This window comes from Clostridium sp. UBA7339 (assembly GCF_002470865.1).
Lineage (GTDB): Bacteria > Bacillota > Clostridia > Clostridiales > Clostridiaceae > Clostridium_J > Clostridium_J sulfidigenes.
This window is the reverse complement of record NZ_DKPI01000003.1, coordinates 331,055-352,375: the sequence shown is the minus strand read 5'-3', so window position 1 is coordinate 352,375 and position 21,321 is coordinate 331,055. Positions and strand designations below refer to the sequence as shown.

At 29.3% G+C, this 21,321-nt stretch carries 28 protein-coding genes and 1 pseudogene; 28 read left to right on the top strand and 1 reads right to left on the bottom strand.

From position 1 onward, the window contains the following. Positions 1–124 precede the first annotated feature (124 nt). The 23 genes from B2S02_RS02055 to B2S02_RS01945 all read left to right on the top strand — a co-directional run bounded on the left by B2S02_RS02055 (position 125) and on the right by B2S02_RS01945 (position 16,955). Positions 125–613 (top strand): topology modulation protein, encoded by a 489-nt coding sequence (locus B2S02_RS02055; protein WP_346920189.1) that lies wholly within the window; start codon positions 125–127, stop codon positions 611–613. A gap of 121 nt (positions 614–734) precedes the next feature. Then, a complete protein-coding gene (locus tag B2S02_RS02050) occupies positions 735–1,493 on the top strand; it encodes an APH(3') family aminoglycoside O-phosphotransferase (RefSeq protein WP_346920188.1) in 759 nt (252 codons plus the stop codon). 73 nt (positions 1,494–1,566) lie between these two features. Beyond that, positions 1,567–1,950, top strand: coding sequence for a hypothetical protein (locus tag B2S02_RS02045; protein WP_346920187.1), 384 nt, complete (start codon positions 1,567–1,569; stop codon positions 1,948–1,950). 64 nt (positions 1,951–2,014) lie between these two features. Continuing rightward, complete coding sequence (locus B2S02_RS02040; RefSeq protein ID WP_346876777.1) at positions 2,015–2,584, top strand: GNAT family protein; 570 nt, start codon at positions 2,015–2,017, stop codon at positions 2,582–2,584. A 201-nt stretch (positions 2,585–2,785) separates the two neighbouring features. After that, positions 2,786–3,910, top strand: coding sequence for a DUF4037 domain-containing protein (locus tag B2S02_RS02035; protein WP_346878878.1), 1,125 nt, complete (start codon positions 2,786–2,788; stop codon positions 3,908–3,910). Positions 3,911–4,133: 223 nt separating this feature from the next. Next, positions 4,134–4,592 carry a GNAT family N-acetyltransferase gene (locus tag B2S02_RS02030; protein ID WP_346878877.1) on the top strand — a complete coding sequence of 153 codons (459 nt, stop codon included), beginning with the start codon at positions 4,134–4,136 and terminating at the stop codon, positions 4,590–4,592. Positions 4,593–4,884: 292 nt separating this feature from the next. Continuing rightward, positions 4,885–5,544 (top strand): UDP-N-acetylglucosamine pyrophosphorylase, encoded by a 660-nt coding sequence (locus B2S02_RS02025; protein WP_346878876.1) that lies wholly within the window; start codon positions 4,885–4,887, stop codon positions 5,542–5,544. Positions 5,545–5,698: 154 nt separating this feature from the next. Then, entirely contained in the window at positions 5,699–6,289 is a 591-nt protein-coding gene (locus B2S02_RS02020) for a GNAT family N-acetyltransferase (protein ID WP_346878875.1), read from the top strand. Positions 6,290–6,494: 205 nt separating this feature from the next. Then, positions 6,495–6,968, top strand: coding sequence for a GNAT family N-acetyltransferase (locus B2S02_RS02015; RefSeq protein WP_346920186.1), 474 nt, complete (start codon positions 6,495–6,497; stop codon positions 6,966–6,968). Between the two features lie 446 nt (positions 6,969–7,414). Beyond that, positions 7,415–7,969, top strand: a complete 555-nt coding sequence (locus B2S02_RS02010; protein ID WP_346876766.1) for a flavodoxin family protein — start codon at positions 7,415–7,417, stop codon at positions 7,967–7,969. A gap of 150 nt (positions 7,970–8,119) precedes the next feature. Further along, positions 8,120–8,599, top strand: coding sequence for an NUDIX domain-containing protein (locus tag B2S02_RS02005; RefSeq protein ID WP_346876765.1), 480 nt, complete (start codon positions 8,120–8,122; stop codon positions 8,597–8,599). A 168-nt stretch (positions 8,600–8,767) separates the two neighbouring features. Then, positions 8,768–9,670 (top strand): YafY family protein, encoded by a 903-nt coding sequence (locus B2S02_RS02000; RefSeq protein ID WP_346920185.1) that lies wholly within the window; start codon positions 8,768–8,770, stop codon positions 9,668–9,670. 80 nt (positions 9,671–9,750) lie between these two features. Next, a complete protein-coding gene (locus tag B2S02_RS01995) occupies positions 9,751–10,011 on the top strand; it encodes a zinc ribbon domain-containing protein (protein ID WP_346878870.1) in 261 nt (86 codons plus the stop codon). A 14-nt stretch (positions 10,012–10,025) separates the two neighbouring features. Then, positions 10,026–10,472: a VOC family protein gene (locus B2S02_RS01990; protein WP_346876762.1), complete on the top strand. Its 447-nt coding sequence runs from the start codon at positions 10,026–10,028 to the stop codon at positions 10,470–10,472. Between the two features lie 82 nt (positions 10,473–10,554). After that, positions 10,555–11,499 (top strand): alpha/beta hydrolase, encoded by a 945-nt coding sequence (locus B2S02_RS01985; RefSeq protein ID WP_346876761.1) that lies wholly within the window; start codon positions 10,555–10,557, stop codon positions 11,497–11,499. 162 nt (positions 11,500–11,661) lie between these two features. Next, the gene (locus B2S02_RS01980; protein WP_346876760.1) at positions 11,662–12,027 is read left to right on the top strand and encodes a hypothetical protein; all 366 of its coding nucleotides are present in this window, start codon (positions 11,662–11,664) and stop codon (positions 12,025–12,027) included. A 196-nt stretch (positions 12,028–12,223) separates the two neighbouring features. Continuing rightward, entirely contained in the window at positions 12,224–13,189 is a 966-nt protein-coding gene (locus B2S02_RS01975; RefSeq protein ID WP_346876759.1) for a phosphotransferase, read from the top strand. Positions 13,190–13,414: 225 nt separating this feature from the next. After that, positions 13,415–14,086 (top strand): manganese catalase family protein, encoded by a 672-nt coding sequence (locus B2S02_RS01970; RefSeq protein ID WP_346846838.1) that lies wholly within the window; start codon positions 13,415–13,417, stop codon positions 14,084–14,086. A gap of 245 nt (positions 14,087–14,331) precedes the next feature. Beyond that, a complete protein-coding gene (locus B2S02_RS01965) occupies positions 14,332–14,742 on the top strand; it encodes a VOC family protein (RefSeq protein WP_346878867.1) in 411 nt (136 codons plus the stop codon). A 164-nt stretch (positions 14,743–14,906) separates the two neighbouring features. Beyond that, positions 14,907–15,479 carry an NUDIX hydrolase gene (locus B2S02_RS01960; RefSeq protein WP_346920184.1) on the top strand — a complete coding sequence of 191 codons (573 nt, stop codon included), beginning with the start codon at positions 14,907–14,909 and terminating at the stop codon, positions 15,477–15,479. A 161-nt stretch (positions 15,480–15,640) separates the two neighbouring features. Continuing rightward, positions 15,641–16,060, top strand: a complete 420-nt coding sequence (locus tag B2S02_RS01955) for a DUF3788 domain-containing protein (protein ID WP_346878865.1) — start codon at positions 15,641–15,643, stop codon at positions 16,058–16,060. A 5-nt stretch (positions 16,061–16,065) separates the two neighbouring features. After that, complete coding sequence (locus B2S02_RS01950; RefSeq protein ID WP_346920183.1) at positions 16,066–16,473, top strand: DUF3795 domain-containing protein; 408 nt, start codon at positions 16,066–16,068, stop codon at positions 16,471–16,473. Between the two features lie 23 nt (positions 16,474–16,496). Next, positions 16,497–16,955: an NUDIX hydrolase gene (locus B2S02_RS01945; protein WP_346878863.1), complete on the top strand. Its 459-nt coding sequence runs from the start codon at positions 16,497–16,499 to the stop codon at positions 16,953–16,955. Between the two features lie 387 nt (positions 16,956–17,342). On the opposite strand, the gene B2S02_RS01940 is transcribed toward B2S02_RS01945, so the two are convergent. After that, on the bottom strand, positions 17,343–17,486 hold the full coding sequence (locus B2S02_RS01940; protein WP_346876753.1) for a hypothetical protein: 144 nt from the start codon (positions 17,484–17,486) through the stop codon (positions 17,343–17,345). A 453-nt stretch (positions 17,487–17,939) separates the two neighbouring features. On the opposite strand from B2S02_RS01940, the gene B2S02_RS01935 reads away from it, so the two are divergent. The 5 genes and pseudogenes from B2S02_RS01935 (at position 17,940) to B2S02_RS01915 (ending at position 20,799) form a co-directional block, all read left to right on the top strand. Next, positions 17,940–18,134 (top strand): VOC family protein, encoded by a 195-nt coding sequence (locus tag B2S02_RS01935; RefSeq protein ID WP_346878862.1) that lies wholly within the window; start codon positions 17,940–17,942, stop codon positions 18,132–18,134. A gap of 177 nt (positions 18,135–18,311) precedes the next feature. After that, the gene (locus B2S02_RS01930; protein ID WP_346876751.1) at positions 18,312–18,476 is read left to right on the top strand and encodes a helix-turn-helix transcriptional regulator; all 165 of its coding nucleotides are present in this window, start codon (positions 18,312–18,314) and stop codon (positions 18,474–18,476) included. Between the two features lie 19 nt (positions 18,477–18,495). Then, on the top strand, positions 18,496–18,924 hold the full coding sequence (locus B2S02_RS01925; protein WP_346878861.1) for a hypothetical protein: 429 nt from the start codon (positions 18,496–18,498) through the stop codon (positions 18,922–18,924). A 356-nt stretch (positions 18,925–19,280) separates the two neighbouring features. Next, positions 19,281–19,870, top strand: a pseudogene (locus B2S02_RS01920) (arylamine N-acetyltransferase family protein). Positions 19,871–20,268: 398 nt separating this feature from the next. Further along, complete coding sequence (locus tag B2S02_RS01915) at positions 20,269–20,799, top strand: VanZ family protein (RefSeq protein ID WP_346876749.1); 531 nt, start codon at positions 20,269–20,271, stop codon at positions 20,797–20,799. The last annotated feature ends 522 nt before the right edge of the window (positions 20,800–21,321 follow it).

Below are 21,321 nucleotides of genomic sequence, written 5' to 3'. Positions count from 1 at the left end.
AGGCTATGTGTAATTATAATAAATTGATCGAAGGAGATTAAGAAATATAAAACTGAATAATTTCTTTAGACATGCCCCATTAATAATAGGTATTAAATTATTTATATTTTAGGAAGTGATAGTATTGAGTATATTAGGATACAATCGCATTATTATTGTTGGTAATAATGGTAGTGGAAAAAGTTTTTTATCTAAAGAATTGTCTGTTATCACGGGTTTGCCACTTATTCATCTTGATGTTGAGTTTTGGCGTCCTAATTGGGAACAACCTCCGAGAGAAGAATGGATAAAGAAGCAAATGGAACTTACATCAAAGGTAAAATGGATAATTGAGGGAAATCATACTGACACAATGGAATTGCGATTTAAAGCAGCAGATTTAATAATATTTCTTGATATAAATCGTTTCATATGTTTGGTTAGTGTATTAACAAGAAATGGTAAAAAACGTTCGGATATACCCCAATATCTTGAAGAAAAACTTGATAAGGAGTTTTTACGTCTTTGTAAAGGCTTATGGAGTTTCTCTAAAACACGTAAACATACTATAATGAATTTACATAAAAAATATCCTAATAAACCGTTTTGGGTTATTGATAGCAGAAAAAAATGAAAAAGTTGTTAAAACTATGGAGAGATGAAAAAATAAATAGATCAACAGAATCACAAGGATAGATTTAAATGAATATAGAAAACCAGATATTTATATAGAAAAAGGATTGGTGGGAAAATATATGTATTTACCAAATAAGTTAGAAAAAATACTTGCAGGTATGCACTTTGAAGTAGATAAAGAAGGTATGTCTAAAGCAAAAGTAATTAAGTGCTTTGATATGGAAAAATCTTATTATTTAAAGATAGAAAAGATTAATGATGAAGTGATCAGAGAATATGAGATGTACCAGTGGTTGTATGGAAAACTATCAGTACCAAAAGTGATTTATCGTGTGATAGAAAATGACATTTCTTATATGCTGATAGAGAATGCAAAAGGTCAGATGCTAGAAGATGAAGCATATAGAAAAAATCCAGATAGATTAGTTCATTTAGCAGCTATTGGTATAAAGAAATTGCAGAGTGTTGATATCACAGAATGTAATTTTAACAGTAGAATAGAGGAAAAATTAGAAAAAGCAAAATACAGGATTGATCATAATTTAATAGGAAGAGTGGATAGAAATAAATATACGGAAAGCCTTGAAACATCTAGGGATGTATTTAATTATCTCCTAAGGAATAAGCCAGTAGAACAATTAGTGTTTACACATGGAGACTATTGTTTTAACAACTATTTTACAGATGGTAAAGATATTACATCCTTTATAGATATGGGACGAGCAGGAGTTGGCGATCTATATCAAGATATTGCATTATGTGTTCGTGAATTAATGGATTTTGATTCAAGATATACAGATATGTTGTTTGAAGAATTAGAAATAAAACCTGATTATGCAAAAATAAAATACTATATTTTATTAGATGAGCTATTCTAATTATGTATAAATTGCGGAGTAGTAACTACAAAGCTGGGTTATCTTATGAATACAAGTATTAGGGGGGATAATGTTGGCGAAAATCAAATTGCAAGACTTAATAACAGTACTAAAAAGTGATGTAGTAAAGTATAATTCATGTATTGAAATTAACTTTTGTATTGATGATGACACAGAATATGAAGATTGCTGGCTTGGGAAAATGCCAGATAGAGATAATCCAGGTAAAGAAGTATACTGGTATGGATTAACATCAAATGGCTTACAAGCCTATGATTATGCTAAATTAGAGGATATTTTAAATTCCAAAGTATTTCATGGCAAAAGTTTGTGTGATGTCATTGAAAAAATAACTTGGTATTCATTAGATGGATGTAGTATAGAGGAAAGATTACCAGATTACCTTGATGATTATTCAATAAAAGCAAAGAGGTCTGCACCTATATATGAAATATAAAGAGGGATTAGAATATTATATGAAATTAGATTAGCAGGGGAAAATGAAAAAGTGGGGGATAAGAATGGAAAATATAAATATAGAAAAACAATTACATCATCTATTAAAAGGAAAATCTATAGAACTTGTACCTGTAACTGAAGAATATATGGAGTTTATATGTAATGAAGAAAGTGATGAAGAATTATGGTGTTATGAGGAACATGTTGAGACTGACAAAAATCGTATTCGAAAGAAGTTTATTAAGCGAATTGAAGAAAATGATGTTTTTGATTTTATAGTTAAACGCAGTTCAGATGGGGTACAGATGGGAGTAGTTTATATATGGGAATGTATTACTTCACGTAAGAGCTGGGAAATTGGATATGTTATGCTGCCTGAGTTTCAAGGTAATGGTTATTGTTTAGAGAGTGTACAGATTTTGCTATCCTTTGCATTTAATGAATTGAAAGCTCATAAGGTATTAGGTATGTGCCATTGCGAAAATAAAAAATCTGCATCAATAATGGAAAAAGCAGGTATGTCAAAGCAGGGTGTATTTAGGGAAGAGTATCTATGTGGAGGTAAGTGGGTCGACCAATTCTATTTTAGTATGCTGGATCGAGAATATCATAATAATTATAAAGAAGGTTAATATATCACGACAGTATTTTTTATTTAATAACTCAAATTATAATAAACGTTATTCATACACTGACTAGAGCATCTCTTTATAGAGGTGCTTTTTGTATTTTAAAACATTTTATTGTAATTGTTCTATAATAAGTATTATAATTATGATTGTATATGAATAATTGTAAGATATTATTCACTAATTGATAAAAGGAGTAGGAATATGAGTGATATCTTTGTATGTAAAAGTGAGAATGAATTTATTCCAGGATTAAAATTAAATAAAGGATTTTACTTTGATATTATAAAACCACTAATAGATAAGCAATATCCGGATCTTCGATATGCAGCAGCGCTCGTTGGACATTGCTCAGATGTATTGGGGTTTGATGACTATAAATCCACTGACCATGTTTGGGGGCCCAGATTACAAATTTTTTTAGAGGAAGAAAACTTTAATGATGTAAAAACTAAGTTAGATACCCTCTTCAAATATAACCTACCCTTTGAATATAAGGGGTTTCCAACTAACTACAAGGCTGTCGAAGGATGGACTAATAATAGTTATATGCAATATAAGAATACATATCCTATTAACCATTTTGTAGAAATAAATACGGTAAATTCTTTTTTTAACAATGATATAGTTGTTAATCAACATAGAGAAATAGATTTTAAGGACTGGATATCCTTCCCAATACAGCATCTACTAGAACTAACAAGTGGAGAAGTATTTTATGATGGAATTGGAGATTTAACTAAAGCAAGACAAGCTATTCAATTTTTCCCAAGGAATGTTTTGCTCTTACGTTTATTTATACTATGGAAATCAATTAATGAGGAACAAGCTTTTATAGGTAGATGTGCAGAAAAGGATGATAGAATAGGTGAAAGTATTATTACGAATAGAATAATAAATAAGCTAATGAAGATATGTTTTTATTATGAAAAAAAATATTATCCCTATAGCAAGTGGTTCGGAGTTGCTTTCAAAAGGCTTGAAATATCGAGTGCTATATCTGATTTAATAGAGACGGCGATAGCTTCACCTGAAAGAAAAGAACGGGAAGCAGCTTTATGTAACTTATACATTAAGATAATAGAGAAACATAATTCTATAGGCTTAACAAGTTATGTAGAACCTAAAATTATAAACTATTATAGTAGGGGTTATCTTGGTTTTGATTCAGAAATAATATTAAAAGAATTAAGCAGCGAAATTAACTGGAGTAATATAAAAGATATTGATTTACTATCGAGAATAGAATTGTTTGATGATTCTAATTTTGGATGTAATTATTCTATTAACAAAAGAATAGTTGAAGCGTCAGTAAATAGAAACAAATAATGTAAAGCAATAAACATAATATTTAAAATCGTAATCTTAATAGATTAGGTAATAAAATTTAATATAAATAACTACTGTAAAAAATTATAAGTATGATTATCTTATAAATACAAGTACTGAGGGGAGAGTAATATCCCATAGTCTTTTTATAATTAAGAGGTGAAATTAATGATTTTATAATATTTAATAATAAATATGCTTTACCAAAATGGGGGGATAAAAAATGAATTTAGAATTTAAGGAATTTAAAATAGAACATATACGTGAAGTTAACAAGTGGCACTATGATGGAATTTATTCATTTTATGATATGCCATCAGAAGATGGTTTAAAGGAATTTTTAGCACCAGATAGCGAGGTAAGATATTTTGCCTGTTTTAATGGAGAATATATGATAGGATTTTATTGCCACTGGTTAGAGGATGGACAAATGACCATAGGGTTAGGGATCAAACCTGAGTTAACGGGACAAGGCTTGGGCAAAGAATTTACCAGAGCATGCATTGAGTTTGGTATTAAAAGACTAAACTATAAAGGAAATAATGTTAAGCTAATGGTAGCATCCTTCAATGAAAGAGCAATAAAGATATATAAAAAGTTAGGTTTTAAAGAAACTGAAAGAAATGTATTGGAGACTTCTGATGGATATACGGAATTCATAATAATGGTTAAAAAACTGTAATATATTTTTGTATTTTTATAATCTGGTTACAATATTTTTATATTAGTTATAAGTCATGTGAGATATTAAAATGAAAAAAATATCCTTGCCTAGTTTTAAATATAAATAGGTATATACTTACCTATTTAACTATGGATATATTTAACTATTAAACTAGTTGTTGTCGCCATGCGGGTTTCAGGGTTTACTTATTTTTGAAAGCGACATGAAATTGTTTATCAATGAGTTAGTAGGTTGAATTTACAAATGAATAATTGTAGGATATGACGAAATAAATCAGAGGAGGATTATAATGAAAGTTTCTGTAAACGAACTATTAAACATTGAAGAATTAGATGCAAGAGCCATATTTGAAGGAGTTAAGTATCCTTGGGAAGCTCTTACAGAAATTAAGGATTTCATTTTTGAATACGCAAAAAATCTGCCAAGCGATTTTGAAAGAATAAAGGAATTTGTATGGGTTGGCAAAGGCACTACTATAGAAAAAAGTGTTCTTATAAACGGTCCAGCGATTATCGGTTACAATTGCGAAATCAGGCATTCTGCTTACATTAGAGACAATGTTATTATTGGTAATGATGTTGTAATTGGAAACTCAACTGAAATTAAAAATTCAATCCTCTTTAATAAAGTGCAAGTTCCCCATTACAATTATGTTGGTGATTCAATATTAGGGTATAAAGCCCATTTGGGGGCAGGTGCAATAACCTCCAATTTAAAATCTGATGGAACATTAGTAAAAGTAAAATATGGTACAGATATTGTTGAAACTGGTTTAAGGAAATTTGGTGCAATTCTAGGCGATTCAGCTGAAGTAGGATGTAACTCAGTTTTAAACCCAGGGACAATAATAGGAAAAGATAGTATTGTTTATCCATTAAGTTCTGTAAGAGGTTATATTCCAGAGAATAGTATTTTGAAAAGTAGTGGTGAAATTGTAGAGAGAAAATAAAGTCAAGGAACCAGGATATCGTATTAATTCAGAAGTGAATTTTACTGTGTTTTAATTCGTATTTTGTAGATATTGCGAAGTAGTGATACCTATTTAACAAACAGATAAACAGGAATTTGAATTGTAAGTTATTTATATTACTGGAGGTAAATGAATGGATATTGAGATACGCAAGTTAATACCAGAGCTTGCAGAAGATTACGTGCATTTTTTTGACACTACGCCACACGATAACAATGTGGACGAGCATAAATGTTATTGTGTGTGTTGGTGTAACGATGATTATGAGGGCAAAGATCTTTCAACAGTAGCGAAAAGAAGAGAATGTGCCTTACAATATGTTAAAGGCAATAACATTCAAGGTTATCTTGTTTATAGTGGTGATACAGTCGTTGGATGGTGCAACGCAAATACGAAATCAGATTGTTTGAAATGCGCTAGTTGGCGAAGATTTATGGATTATGTACCTTTAGGACAATCCAACACGGGCATAAAGGTGAAATCCATATTTTGTTTCGTGATTGCTCCGGAGATGAAAAGAAAAGGCATTGCCACACTGCTATTGGAGCGTGTGTGTAAGGATGCGGTCCAGGATGGATTTGACTTTGTGGAGGCATACCCATACAAAGAATCTAGTTATCAGTCATCAGATTTTGGCGGCCATTTTGAGATGTATAAAAAAAGTGGATTTAATGTGTCTTTTGAGACTGAACAAGGGCTTGTTATGAGGAAGCAGTTAAAGTAGTACTTTTCAAAATAAGCAATATATTAAGCTGACAAATTCCAATTTATCGGTTAGCTTGTTCGTATTTTTCTCATTTAACGACTAAGCATAAATAGAATAATCTATGTGAATACCGTATTACTCAACGAGGATATGCGATATTTTTTATGTAGCAATTCAAAGGAAAGTACGAACTGAAGATTATAAATATAAGGTGGTGCAAAACATGAAAGTAAGAAAAATGGTTAAAGAGGATATTGACCTCCTCATAAATATTCGTATGGATTACCTGTTTGCAGAAAAAGGTGTGTATTCTTCGGAAGAGGTGCAAGATATTAGAATGAAGTTAGAAGAATATTTTACTCAACACCTTAACAAGGGATTTATTGCTATCATTGCCGAGAATGAAAATGAAGTATTAGCAACTGCATTTATGTCAATCGTGGAAAGACCTCCGATAATAGCGTTTTCATCATATCTTGTAGGTACGGTATACAATGTTTTTACATACCCTCAATATAGAGGAAAAGGCATTGCAACTAAAGTTATGACAGAACTTTTATCGGAAGCAAAGCTATTAGGCGTTGCCGCAGTTGATTTAATGGCGACTGAAAAAGGGAAACCATTATATGAAAATCTCGGATTTCGAGTATCAAAATATACATCAATGAATAAGTATCCTCTAACACTCGCAAAATAATCATAATCAGAAGTTATATTAATACACAATATTCTTATATTGATTATAAGTCATGTGAGATATTAAAATGAAAAAAATATCCTTGCCTAGTTTTAAATATAAATAGGTGTATATTTACCTATTTATATAGGTAAAAATGGATATAGAGAACTATTTAAATATAAAAATATGAACCTATTTAACTATGGATATATTTAACTATGGATATATTTAACTATAAAACTAGTTGTTGTGTTCATGCGGGTTTCAGGGGTTATCTATTTTTGAAAGCGACATGAAATTGTTTATCAATAAGTTAGTAGATTGAATTTACAAATGAATAATTGCAGGAGAATCCCCACAGAAAAACACAGACACATTCTTATCTATACTAAAATATAAAAATAAATAAGTTTATAGCAGTCATTTAACTGACTATAAACTTATTATACGAGGAGTATTGATTAATGAAAACTCTTATTTTTAGTGGCACACCTAGAAAAAATGGTGATACTATGGCTTTGATAAACGAGTTTATTAAATATTTAGATGGTGAATATAAAATAGTAGATGCATATGATTGCCATATTCATCCTTGTATTGATTGTAGATACTGTTGGCAAAATGATGGCTGCTGTATAAACGATGAGATGCAAGAAGTTTATAAATATATTCAAGAATGTGACAACATATTAATTGCATCACCACTTTACTTTTCTCAATTAACAGGTCAGTTACTGGCTATTACAAGCAGGTTACAAACATATTTTTGTGCAAGACATTTTCAAAATATAAAACCTATTAATAAAGAAAAAAAAGGTGGAGTTATAATTGTTGGAGGTGGGGATGGACGTATTGAAGATGCCTACACTACAGCATGTACAATTTTACATCATATGAACTCTAGGGATATTGCACCAATTATTTATAGCCATAATACAAATAATATATCATCTAAAGATGATATGAAAGCAATGGAAAGTTCAAAGAATTTAGCATTGTTTTTTAATGATGATGAATAGATCTTCAGCATAATCTAAAATTAAGTAATTCGTATTTTTCTTATATTGCTTATAAGTCATGCGAGATATTAAAATGAAAAGATGAAGTTCTTTTTAAGTGTCAGACAAAGAGTATTTTAACAACCAGTTAGTTTTTTTATGGAGGTAAAAATGAGCATTAGAAGTGCAGCAAAAGCAATTATTATAGATAACAATAAAATTTTATTAAACAAGTGCTTTGATGAGAATAATGGGAATTATTATTCATTGCCAGGTGGAGGACAAGATATATATGAAACTTTACATGAGGCTGTTATAAGAGAATGTCTTGAAGAAACAGGATACAATGTTGTACCAATAAGATTTTCTGCTTTATATGAAGAAATATGTGATAGCCCTAAAATACGAGAGTTATATCCTGAATATATTCATAAAATGTACCATATTTTTATATGTAAATTAAAAAATGACAAAACTATTAATCCTACAGAAATAGATGATATGCAACTTAAAAGTGAATGGATTGATATAAATAATTTAAAGGAAATATATTTATTACCTAGTTTTTTAAATGATAATATTTTTGAAATGATAAGTAGTGAGAATCCTAAGTTTTTCGGTTCAGAACATATAGCTTATAATCACGGTTAAAATATTTTTGTTATGACAAAATATATAGAGAAGATACCTTATACAAAGCTTACCATATAATTCTATTGTGGTAAGTTTTATTCAATTTATGTACAATATAGATATCCTGCAGGAGAGGATTTAATGTTGATAATTGATTAGTTGTACACCATTTTGGGGGGAGATTGATTGAAGCGATTATTTGAAATAATGTATTTGCTATCAGAAAAAAAATGTATAAAAGCTAGTGAATTAGCAGAACATTTTGAAGTATCTGTACGAACTATTTATCGTGATGTGGAAACGTTAAGTATGGCTGGAATTCCTATATACGCTAAAAAAGGAAAGTATGGAGGAATTGCAATACTTGATAATTTTGTTTTTGAAAAAAGTATTGTATCTGAAGATGAACAGATTCAAATTTTAGCAGCCATTCAAAGTATACAAAAGGTAGAAAAAGGCACTATTAATGATTTATTAGTTAAATTATCTGGGCTATTTCAAATAAAAAATCCAAATTGGATTTCGATAGATTTTTCTGATTGGAGTAATCAACATCAAGAATTATTTCAAAGAGTAAAATTTGCAATAGTGAAAAAACGTGTTTTAAAATTTGATTATTATGGTAGAATTGGAGATATTTCAACTCGTAAAGTGGAGCCAATACAACTTTGGTTTAAAGGACATGCATGGTATTTAAGAGGGTACTGTCAAGAAAAACAGGCTATTAGAGTATTTAAATTGTCAAGAATGAAAAGAGTTGAATGTCTTGATGAGTCTTTTAAAAAGAAGGAGCTTAACATAGAGGATAAAGAAGAAATTGATAAATATATAGATTCTCCGCAAAATAAAATTTCGTTTTCTATGAAAATAGATAGATGTATGGCATATCAAGTATTTGATTATTTTGAAGAACATGAAATAAAATCTAATGAGGATGGAACTTTTACTGTATCATTGAATTATCCTAAAGATGAGTGGCTTTATGGGATGATTATGTCATTTGGGAATCATGCTAAAGTTATTTCTCCTGAATCATTAAAAAGTGAAGTTGCAAATAGATTTAAAGAAGCTTATGAAAATTATTTTTAAAGTTGACATACAGGTGTCAATTTTAAAATGGTATAATAAGACAGAATTAACAATTTAAATATTGATAGGAGAGATTAACTATGGAGAAAAAAATATGTCAAAGTTGTGGTATGTCTTTAGAAGATGAGAAGGAGCTTGGAAAAAATTCAGATAGTTCAAGTAATGAAGACTATTGCTGTTATTGTTTTTCTAATGGTAGATTTATAAAAGATGAAACTTTGGAAGAAATGATTGAAAGCTGTATTCCGTTTATAATAAGCGACGATTGTCCAGATGCAGAAACTGCACGAGCTAAAATGATGAAGTATATGCCAAATTTGAAACGTTGGAAAAAGAAGTAGAGGAGGATTTTTTTATGTTACATTTAGGTTCCATTTATCTTGTTGTAGCAGATATTAATAAATCTATAGATTTCTACAGTAAATTGCTTGATATAGAAGTAAGTTGTAGAAATCAAAATAGGTTTGCAGAATTTCACTTTGAAGGACACAACATATCTATGCTTAATCCACACTTCGATGAAGAAAATCCTGATAAGATAATAAGTATAGGCAAATATAATAAAGAATTTGATTTTACTGGTGTAACAAGTGCACCTAATAAAAATAAGTTTGTTTTAAATTTTTGGATTGAAGATTTGCAAAAGGAATACGATAGGATTATAAGTTTAAATATATCAACGAAGATTACTAATATAAAATATTTTTATTCCAGAACACCATATTATTATTTTCAATTAAAAGACCCTGATGATAACATTATTGAAATTACTGGTGGATATAATGGTGAGGTAGTAAAATAAAATTTGTACAACTATAAGTAATAATGTTGAAATACCAGTATGTTCAGAAATAGAGATTATTTTTATAGAGGAGGTGTAAGTTATGAAAAAACAAAACGATTATTCTTCAGAATATATCAAAATCAATGGAATAGAACAATACTTGTTACACCACACCATCAGTGCTGAACTTCCTGTACTTTTGTTTTTACATGGTGGTCCAGGAATGCCAGAGTCAACATTCGCATATGCTTTTCAAAAAGAATTATCAAGTTTTTTTAACATTGTTCATTGGGATCAAAGAGGTGCAGGAAAAACATTAACCAAATCGAAAAGAAATAGTAACTATCCTTCTTGTGAAGAATTAATAGATGATTTATTTGAAATAGTTAATTATTTGAAAAAGAAATATAACAAGGAGAAGATTGTTATTTTAGGTCATTCTTGGGGAAGTGTACTGGGAACATTATTTGTGCTGAAATATCCTCAAGAGGTATTATACTACATCGGTGCAGGACAAGTAATAGATATAGTGGAGAATGAAAAGATTGGTTACGAAAAAGTAAGGGAATTAATAATAAAAGTGGGCAATAAAAAGGATTTAGACAGCCTTGAAAAAATAGGGGTTTATCCTGAAAAAAATTACGAAAAACCTATGATAAAGAAATTACAAAGAATTAGAATATTGCAAGGAAAGTATAAGGTTGGAATGAATTTTATTCCTATAATAAAAACATTACTTAAAAGCCCAATTTTCAGGTTGTCAGATATTGTGAGTTTATTTAAAGGGATGAGTAGTAATAAAAAACTTTGGGATTTTTTATTTTCACATAGTTTATATGAAGAAAGTCGTGATTATGAAATACCTGTTTTTTATATTCTTGGGGACAGAGATTTTCAAGCCCCGCATACAATAGCAAGTCGTTATTTTGATTCAATTAATGCACCAAACAAAAAAATGTTTATTATAAAAGAAGCTGGTCACTTTATGATGCTTGATCAACCGAAACTATTTACTAATGCTTTAGCTGATATTTGCAGATTATGAGTAAATACTAAGATTATGAAGTATAAATAAGAGGTAGTTAAGCCGTATTTTAAATATATTAGCTAATATAATCAAATATAAATACATATTATGAAAATTACCAAATATGGTTTAACCTCGTGAATCAAAATAATTAATAGACGAAAAAAGGAGAGCACTAACATGGAAAATATATCAGATGAATGTAAATTGGAATCAATAAAATCCTTCCAGTCAACTATCAGTAAATCCGAAAAGGCCTTGGCTCAGATGACAGAAAAAGGTTCAAATACTACATTAATAAAAAAACGGCTTAAAGCTCTTCACATTGGGTTGGCAATGCTAGAGAAAGTTTGGAATCAAATACCCCACCATTACAATGAGAAAGAATTAGTTGAAGCTGGAAATATTCTTACTGGTTTACTCCCATCAATTGAAAGAGTTTATGCTAAGTCTAAGGTTGGAAGTCCTCAAAGAACGCTTTTAGAAAGAAGGATTAAATCATTGGAGTTTGCTATTCAAGCCATTGACCATTATTCAAATGAATAAATCATCTATTTCTATAGGTAGTTTAGGTTTTATAGATTCAATTCATGGAAGAAAAAGGCCTTATTAATGAATAATTACTGATAATATTTGTTGTATAGATTAAATAAAATTGTAACAAAAATCGTAAATAACTAGGTAAAATAAATATAAATGTCTATTGTAAGAAATTGTTCACCATACAAAAGGGGGGTATCCAATGAAAGGGGTATATACAGAAAAAATAAGAGACATAAACCATATATATATGTTGAAGAGTGTTCTTCATGCAATTAATGTAACACTTTCACAGCAAATTTATATTGAACGTTTTCACGATAACGGAGAAGGTGTTGACAGGACATATAATGTCTATAAAATAATATCAGATGATAAGACATATATTTTGAAAAAGACAGATAAATATGAGGTGGAAGTTTATGAAAAATTTCTTGAGAATAAAAATCTACCTGTGCCAAAACTTGAGGGGTGGGCTTATTTTAACAACGTGAGGTGGATATTAATTGAATATATTGCTGGAACGGATTTACGAATGTTTAATGAAGACATGGCCTATGGATGTGCTGATAGTCTTTCTCGTATTTTTAATATGTACTGGCAGGAAAATGACTTTAAAGATAATGAGTTGGACAACCGATTTGAAAGATATTGGACAAGAATAAATAAAAGGTCAAAATGTCTTATAAATGAGCAGAAACTATTTTCTGCATATGATGTTTTTTTAGATAGACAGTTAGTATGTCCACGCACCTTATGTAATGGGGATTTCTTGCAGTGTAATGCAATAGAAAGCAATGAAGGTATTGTTTTAATAGACTGGGCATTTGCAGGTATTATGCCTTATTCTTTGGATATTGCGCGTTTAATATCCCACGGATCAGAGAAGTTTTTTCCTTTTCCATTTTATATGACAGATGAATATAGAGAGATTTTCCTAAAAAGCATATATAATAAATTGTTATATAAACCTGATTACAAACAGTTTCTTTGGGATGTGACACTTTCACGGCTAAATGAATGTATTGAATTTATTGAAAGAGAATTAAATGATGAATCTCTTGAAAGAGATGAAGGTTTCACTTATTATTATAAAAATGCAGAGGCTTTAGCTGATATCATTTTAAATGGCAAAGACCAATTTGAGAAAGAAGAACGAAATCATTGAAATCATAGGAATTAGATGTTCAAGCCATTGACCATCCTTCCAATTAATAAATCATCTATTTCTATAGGTAGTTTAGGGTTCGAAAGTAGATACTTTCAATGATGAATAAAGATATAATCAAATATTATTATTTTTAATACCATATTATGGTAAAGGTGTAGAATATTACACTGAAACTTTGCTAATAATAAATTTAATAAAAATATATTATTAGGAGGAAGTAGAATGTTTGAACATAAAAAGCAATTGTTGCATGAAGTTAAAGTAGAGAGACCAAATCCTCAGTATGCAGTACTAATGCAAGAACAACTAGGAGGAGGAAATGGTGAGTTAAAAGCAGCTATGCAGTATATTTCTCAGAGCTTTAGAATAAAAGATCCTGAAATAAAGGACTTATTCTTAGATATAGGAGCTGAGGAACTTAGCCATATGGAAATGGTTGCACAGACTATAAATCTTTTGAATGGTCATGATGTTAATAATACTGAAGTATGTAATGGAGAAATTCAAACACATGTACAATGTGGTTTATCACCTGTACTTATTAACTCATCAGGTGCTCCATGGACAGCAGATTATGTAACTGTTACGGGAGACTTAGTTGCAGATTTACTATCTAATATAGCATCTGAACAAAGAGCAAAGGTTGTTTATGAATATCTCTATAGACAGATAGAGGATAAAGAAGTAAGAGCAACAATAGATTTTTTACTTAATAGAGAAGAAGCTCATAACGCATTGTTTAGAGAGGCTTTAAATAAAGTTCAAAAGAGTGGTTCAAATAAGGATTTTGGAGTTACTGAAGATTCTAAGTTATATTTTGATTTATCAACTCCAGGACCTTCCCATGAAGCTCCAAACCCAACACCACCTTCCTTTGAAAACCCTAGAAGATAGTAGCATTTTAAATACCGTATTATTCAGAAGTGAATTATGCGGTATTTTTTATTTTGTGACTTAAATAATATGAAAAATTGATCATACGCTACTTAGAGCATATCTTTATAGAAGTAATTTTTACAAATATAAAAATACATTATATAGTATTTATGCTACAATAAGTATATAAAACTGTAAATGTAAGTGAATAATTATAATTTATGGTAAACTAAAAGATTATTTGAATTAACGGAGGTATAACAATGAGATTTGGAGCAATTGGATTATATGTCAATAACATGGAAACCATGGTTAAATTTTATGAAAATGTAATGGGATTAAATTTAAATTGGGATGGCAGTGGATTTACAGCTATTGAAATGGAAGGACAAATTCATCATTTTATTTTATGCATAAGAGAAGGTTTTGAAAAATCTATACCTGAGGTATACCATTGGAATAAAGGCATAAATGGCAATATGGAGCTTTGTTTTGATGTTCCTAACTATTCTGATGTAGATATAGAATTTCAACGTATTATAAATGCAGGAGCAAAGCCAGTTTATAAACCTACTACTGAATCTTATGGTATGCGAATCTGTTATGTTGCAGATCCAGAAGGAAATCTTATTGAAATATGCTCAGGTAATGACGATACTTACCATGTAGAATAATCATAATTTGAAGTGATGTTAGTGTGTAATTTGTAGATATTGCGAAGTGAAAATTTAAAAATGTTCTTTGAAAATTGAATAGTACGGTGTTTACAATATATGCTATAATTAACTCGTAATTGTAATTAAGTGCGCATCTTTTGGTGAAAGTCAAATGTGGTGTAATGTTGAGGAGAGCATATATGGAATATTTTAATGTATATAACAAATATGGAGAAAAAACAGGTGCAATAATTGAGCGAAACGAAGCTCATAAGAATGGGATATGCCATAGGGTAATACACTTATGGATTCTAAATTCTCGAAATGAGCTATTAATTCAGCAACGTAGTGCGGACAAAGATGCAGGCGCTAATTTGTGGTATGTATCAGTCGGTGGGCATATTGAGAGCAGTGAAAGCATTGAAAGTACGTTAATACGTGAAACAAAGGAAGAATTAGGGCTGGATATTTCACCTTTCATGAATTCTGTAGAATATCTTTATACGTTCAAGGAAACTATGATAGAAAAAAATGGAGCTTTTTTTGATAATGAATTTTATGATGTTTTTGTATTAAAGGCAAATTTTGATATTGACGAGGTCACTGTGCAGGAAGAAGAAGTACAGGCGGTAAAATACATAAGTTATGATGAATTTAAAAATATAGTAATGAATCAGAATAAATCATTTTGGCAGCATAAGACCGGATATAAAATGTTGCTCATTGCATTAGATGAATTTTGCAATTCACATTAATTCACTATGTATGGTATAAGCATAATCTAAAGTAAACTTATTACACAATATTAATGAATTGTGAACCTATCAAGGTAATAAATATACATAATTATCTATAGGAGACAATGATGATTATATAAGTTTCAATTATTCAAATTTATAAAAAGGGGGATATACTTATGCTTGAAAAAGTACCAACAGAAGAGGAATTGAATCAATTAATGGAAGAAGATGTATTTAAAACTTGGTGTTCTATCAATAACTTCATTAAGGATAATTATGATATGGATATGCTATGGGATAATGGCGGGAAAACAGGTGTTTTTGAATTAAAATATCGTAAGAGTGGAAAAACATTTTGTGCGTTGTATCCAAGAGAAAAAGGTATGAAAGTTTTAATTATATTGGGAAAGAATGAACGAGAAAAGTTTGAAACTTCAAGGAAAGACTTCTCTGAATATATTAATAATTTCTATGATAATACTCGCCAGTATCATGATGGGAAATGGTTATATTTAGATGTAATAAATAACACATTAATTGCAGATATAGAAAGATTATTATTTATAAAGAAAAAACCAAATAGAAAGAGAGCGTAACTATCATGAATATAACAAGATGTGGATATTGTTGCGACTTATGCAAAGCATTTGAACCAAATATAAAAGAAAATGATCAGCGAAAAGAACTTTCAAAAGCATGGAAGGATTATTATGAACTTGATATTTTAGCAGAAGATATACATTGTGATGGATGTAGATGTGAAAAAGAAAATCGAAAACTTATTGATACCAATTGTCCTGTAAGAAAATGCGTTATAGAAGAAAATTTAAATCATTGTGGAGAATGTAACAAATATCCCTGTTCCACTTTTAATCAAAGGCAAGGACTTTCAGCAAATGAAGCAAAAGAAAAATTAGGAGAAAACTATGATACTTCTAAATATAATGAGTATTTACTTGCTTATGATAATAAATCAAGAATTGACGAGTATAAGAAAAATAAATTTTAATAAATAATTTGAAGAGGTGAAAAATGGGAAAACATTTTAAGTCATTTTCAGCAATATTTCCAATTATTTTACAAGCGAAGGATGATACTATACAAATTTTATTGCATCGTAGAAAAAATACTGGTTATCAAGACGGGAAGTGGGATATAGCAGCAAGTGGACATGTGGATGAAGGTGAAACGGCTAAAATGGCTGTTGTAAGAGAGTGTGCAGAAGAGTTAGGGATTGATGTGAAAATTAAAGATTTATCTTTTGTTCATCTATCTCATCGTGTTAGCAATACTGGAGGAAGAACTTATTATGATATTTATTTTGTCGTTAATAAGTATCATGGTATACCTAAAGTCATAGAACCAGATAAGTGCTCAGAATTGAGATGGTTTAAAATAGATGATCTTCCAAATGAAATTATTGATATTAGAAAAATAGCTCTTGATAATTATAAAAATGATATTCAATATAGTGAAGTAATTGAAATGTAAAGCTGTGAAAAATATAAATAGCTCACTAAAAATAAAATCGAATAATTTATGAAAATACCGTATTGTTCAGAAATGAGTTGCACGGTATTTTACGTCGTAATTCAAGTATATCAGACCTAGTGTGTAGGACAACCATACATCCTTATATAAATTGTTCTTTGAAAATTGGATAGTATGGTACTAATAATAATTATATAATATATATATTCCAGTTTAACAAATAGATTTAAATGAATAATTTTAGCATATGCGAAGTAGAGATTAAATTATGTTCTTTGAGGGAGAGAGCCAACATTTTCGACAAAACCCCCTCTAAGAGCAAAAGTGGGTAAATTAATTCTATAAATTGGAATTTAGCTAACTTCCTGTTATTATCATAACAGGAAGTTATTGTTTTCTTGCAAGTTGTAAATCTATTATATCGTATATAGTAATAATACCACTGTTGTCATTAATTGTTTCTTTTATTTCATCAAAGAATTTCATTCTTGTGGTTTCTTCAATAGCAATGTGGTCTGAATAAGTACCCAATAATGATGTATATTCGTCAGCTGTAAAAGTTCTTGTTCTATGATAGAGTCTATAACTTACATCTATAAATCCATATTTGTAAGCTATATTTGCTATATTTTTAGCATTTTCCTCACTATATTCATCTCCACCTAATGAATCAGGCTATACTTTGCATATATATTTTCAAATGCAATATGTATGTTATTGCGTTTCTTATCTTTGTATGGGTGATTAGCAAATCGTGCAAAAATACCACCGCTTTTTAGTATGTCAAATACTTTGGTATATCCTATATCTTCAGGAATCTAGTGAAAGGCTGATGCTGAAAAGATGAGGTCAAATGAATTAGCAGGACACTCAAAATCCTGAAATGCAAAATTTTTAACATTAAATTTATCATAATCTTTAAACTTATGTTTTGAAAATTCTATACCTGAGGTATTTCATTGGAGTAAAGGCATAAACGGTAATATGGAGATTTGTTTTGATGTTCCTAAGTATTCTGATGTAGACATGGAATTTGAACGTGTTATAAATGCAGGAGCAAAACCAATTTATAGGCCTACTACTGAATCTTATGGTATGCGAATCTGCTATGTTGCAGACCCCGAAGGAAACCTTATTGAAATATGTTCAGGTAATGACGATACCAACCATACAGAATAATCATAATTTGAGTTTAGTTAGTTCATTATCTTCTTAAATGACGTGACAAGTATACTTATCTGGAAATAGCTTTGAATAAGACCTGCAACTGGCAGTTGCGAAAGTTCAAGGTCTCTTTGGTAGAATGCAACTGAGCAAAATGCTAAACTAAAAGCAAGAAAACAGGAGGTGGTCTTTATGACATTTGGGGAAAAACTACAATTATTAAGAAAATCAAAATGTATGTCGCAAGAACAACTTGCTACACAAATTAATGTATCAAGACAAGCTATTTCAAAATGGGAGCTCGGTGAATCAAATCCCGATATGGAAAAAAATTGTACAAATAAGCAATATTTTTGATGTAACAACAGATTATCTTTTGAAAGATGAACAAGAGATCAGCATAAGCAAAATTACACTTCAAGGGAACAAAAATGATGTTACCGCACAAATTTTATTAATATCTTCTGTAGCATTTTTAGCAATCGGTTTATTTTGCGCATTTGGCGGTTGGTATGAAGAGCAATCTGCTGAAGCTATTTGGGGTGGAATGATTATACAAATTGTCGGTATTGTAGGTTACTTCATTGGAAAGATATATTCTCAATCAAAAATACCACTTGTAATAAACTTCGCTAATTTAGCCATTGGTTTATTTATGCCAATTTCTATTGCGATTTCGTTATTATGCAGACAGGTAATTTCTCCTTATCCTACAGATATTTATGCCATTGCTGTATTTATTGTTGTATATATCATTACTTTGATTTTTAGTTATATCATTCTAAAAAATCAACAAAGAAAATGAGCATAATGCTAAGCTAACAAATTCCAATATATTTAATAGATTAGATAATATTTCAAGTTTTTTTGAATTGTACATCACTATGTTGTGGGAAATTGACGAGGCTTTTTTAGAGAACTTTTTAAAGACGACCATAAAAAAAGTACAACTTTAACTATGCCTCGCAAAGCTCACAAGGGAGGTCTTAAAGGTAGTAAAAGCAGTAAAATTATTGTTGCATGAAATTTATAACACTTTATGTAAAGATAATTTCCTATTATAAGCATCATTCATGGCAAAGAAATTCAGGATTAAAGGAGATTTTGAACTAAAATTATAAATTACAAATTGTTCACTTAAAAAATATTCCATATGAAAACTTGGATATTTTAAATCAAGTTCCGCTGTCTCTTAATGCAGAAGACTTATTCAAAAAATGATATTAAACCATAGGGGCGGGTATTGCTTTGAGTTAAACGGATTATATAGTAATTTGTTAAAAAGCCTTGGATTTAATGTTACAAATTTAGCAGGGCGTTTTGCGAATGATGAGACTACTATTAAGATGCGAAGCCATCGTATACTTAAAGTTACAACGAATGATGGTATCTATATATGTGATGTGTGGGTGAGAAGTGAATATATATTTGAGCATGATGACTTTTATGGACATACTTTTTGGCAGAAGGAGCAAGGTAAGAGTTGGAAAAGAGTTTATGGTTTTACAGAAGAACCTCAACTGGACATTGATTATGTCATGCCTTCTTTCTTCTGTGAAAAACATCAACAATCGCTTTTTACTGGTTATAAAAAGATATCAATTTTTACTGATACATCTAATATTACACTTGTAGGCAACACTTTAAAATTTTATGAAAATGCAAAAGTAATAAAGAAAGTCAAGTTAAAAAATGAAGAAGAAATTGATGACACACTTGAAAAGTATTTTAGGGTAAAAATAGATTATTAGTAAAATTATAGAACTAATAGCAGCTGTAATTATGTTACTTTTTTCTTAAATGACGTAACATATATGTAATTAGAAAATTGAACAGTACGGTATTTGAAAATATGCTATAATGTGGATAAAAACAGATGGAAAATATGTTAAAGGTTAAATACAATTTATTCTATTGTTGCAATGAAAGATAATGAAATTGTTGTTAGGTATTTTCACTTTTAGTTATAAAATATAATAAGCCATATTTAGAGCATTTCTTTATAGAGGTGCTTTTGTATTTTGATATAGTTTGTTATAATGTGCTATAATAAGTAATTGTAAATGAATAATTATAAAAAATGCGAACTAGTAGTTATTTATATAATCTTATGGTTAAACATGAATTTGCAAAACATTGGAGGAACAATATGAAAGATAATAATAAAACAAACAAGTTAACTAATGTATTATTTATAATTTATTTGATTGCATTATTTTGGATTATAGTATTTAAATTTAATGTACGATTACCTTCTTTGAGAAATATGAGAAGTATAAACTTAATTCCTTTTAGTGAACCTTTAATCTTAAATGGTAAAATTGCTTTTAGTGAAATCATTATGAATGTAGTGATTTTTGTACCACTTGGTATATATGCAGGAATTTTATTTAAAAGATGGAGTATTGGAAAAAAACTTTTCTTGTTTTTCTTAATTAGTTTAATATGTGAAGTATTCCAATTTATTTTAAATGTTGGGGCTTCTGATATTACAGATATAATTAATAATACTTTAGGCGGAATAATTGGATTAATGATATATAAAGGAATTGAAAAAGCATTTAAAAATAGTGTTAAGGCACAAAAATTCATAAATATAATTGCAACAATAGGAACTATCTTAGTGATTTTATTGTTATTATTACTAATGACAAACAACCTATGGATATTTAGACATTAATACTTTACATACTGATCCTATGTATGTTTTAGAGGATTGTCAGGATTATTTAGGAATAAAATTATTTAATGGCTTTGATTAAAAATTGAAGCCATTTATTTTAGAGCATCTCTTTATAGAGGTGCTTTTTTTATGTAAATACATTTTATTGTAATCATGCTATAATAAGTATTATAATTATGATTGTAAATAAATAGTTGCAAAATAATTAGAAGTATAAAATTTATATTTTATTCAGGGGATTATAATATGCAATGCAAGATATGTGAACAACAAAAGAATATTACAAATGATCCATATTTTATTATGGAACTTGAAACTGGATATGTTATCTTAGGATGGTATCAGAGGTTCAACACCTTGAAGAAATGTCGATAGTTGCAGAAGCTGTTTCTAATGTGTTTAAGCCAGATAAAATGAATTATGAGCTTAATCACTGGATTTTATGAAAGATATGATGAATAAAATAGACTTATAATAAACAATGCTAGAAAAATAGCATATATTACCAAATGTATGAAA

Bases quoted from the DNA above. Each gene is read 5' to 3' on its own strand.
- B2S02_RS02020 (WP_346878875.1), top strand. From the start codon at position 5,699: ATGGATATTGAGATACGCAAGTTAATACCAGAGCTTGCAGAAGATTAC.
- B2S02_RS02030 (WP_346878877.1), top strand. From the start codon at position 4,134: ATGAATTTAGAATTTAAGGAATTTAAAATAGAACATATACGTGAAGTT.
- B2S02_RS01975 (WP_346876759.1), top strand. From the start codon at position 12,224: ATGAAAGGGGTATATACAGAAAAAATAAGAGACATAAACCATATATAT.
- B2S02_RS02005 (WP_346876765.1), top strand. From the start codon at position 8,120: ATGAGCATTAGAAGTGCAGCAAAAGCAATTATTATAGATAACAATAAA.
- B2S02_RS01935 (WP_346878862.1), top strand. From the start codon at position 17,940: ATGGAGATTTGTTTTGATGTTCCTAAGTATTCTGATGTAGACATGGAA.
- B2S02_RS01950 (WP_346920183.1), top strand. From the start codon at position 16,066: ATGAATATAACAAGATGTGGATATTGTTGCGACTTATGCAAAGCATTT.
- B2S02_RS01995 (WP_346878870.1), top strand. From the start codon at position 9,751: ATGGAGAAAAAAATATGTCAAAGTTGTGGTATGTCTTTAGAAGATGAG.
- B2S02_RS01970 (WP_346846838.1), top strand. From the start codon at position 13,415: ATGTTTGAACATAAAAAGCAATTGTTGCATGAAGTTAAAGTAGAGAGA.
- B2S02_RS02050 (WP_346920188.1), top strand. From the start codon at position 735: ATGTATTTACCAAATAAGTTAGAAAAAATACTTGCAGGTATGCACTTT.
- B2S02_RS02040 (WP_346876777.1), top strand. From the start codon at position 2,015: ATGGAAAATATAAATATAGAAAAACAATTACATCATCTATTAAAAGGA.
- B2S02_RS02035 (WP_346878878.1), top strand. From the start codon at position 2,786: ATGAGTGATATCTTTGTATGTAAAAGTGAGAATGAATTTATTCCAGGA.
- B2S02_RS01990 (WP_346876762.1), top strand. From the start codon at position 10,026: ATGTTACATTTAGGTTCCATTTATCTTGTTGTAGCAGATATTAATAAA.
- B2S02_RS01915 (WP_346876749.1), top strand. From the start codon at position 20,269: ATGAAAGATAATAATAAAACAAACAAGTTAACTAATGTATTATTTATA.
- B2S02_RS02025 (WP_346878876.1), top strand. From the start codon at position 4,885: ATGAAAGTTTCTGTAAACGAACTATTAAACATTGAAGAATTAGATGCA.
- B2S02_RS01945 (WP_346878863.1), top strand. From the start codon at position 16,497: ATGGGAAAACATTTTAAGTCATTTTCAGCAATATTTCCAATTATTTTA.
- B2S02_RS01985 (WP_346876761.1), top strand. From the start codon at position 10,555: ATGAAAAAACAAAACGATTATTCTTCAGAATATATCAAAATCAATGGA.
- B2S02_RS01960 (WP_346920184.1), top strand. From the start codon at position 14,907: ATGTTGAGGAGAGCATATATGGAATATTTTAATGTATATAACAAATAT.
- B2S02_RS01980 (WP_346876760.1), top strand. From the start codon at position 11,662: ATGGAAAATATATCAGATGAATGTAAATTGGAATCAATAAAATCCTTC.
- B2S02_RS01965 (WP_346878867.1), top strand. From the start codon at position 14,332: ATGAGATTTGGAGCAATTGGATTATATGTCAATAACATGGAAACCATG.
- B2S02_RS01930 (WP_346876751.1), top strand. From the start codon at position 18,312: ATGACATTTGGGGAAAAACTACAATTATTAAGAAAATCAAAATGTATG.
- B2S02_RS01955 (WP_346878865.1), top strand. From the start codon at position 15,641: ATGCTTGAAAAAGTACCAACAGAAGAGGAATTGAATCAATTAATGGAA.
- B2S02_RS02010 (WP_346876766.1), top strand. From the start codon at position 7,415: ATGAAAACTCTTATTTTTAGTGGCACACCTAGAAAAAATGGTGATACT.
- B2S02_RS02015 (WP_346920186.1), top strand. From the start codon at position 6,495: ATGAAAGTAAGAAAAATGGTTAAAGAGGATATTGACCTCCTCATAAAT.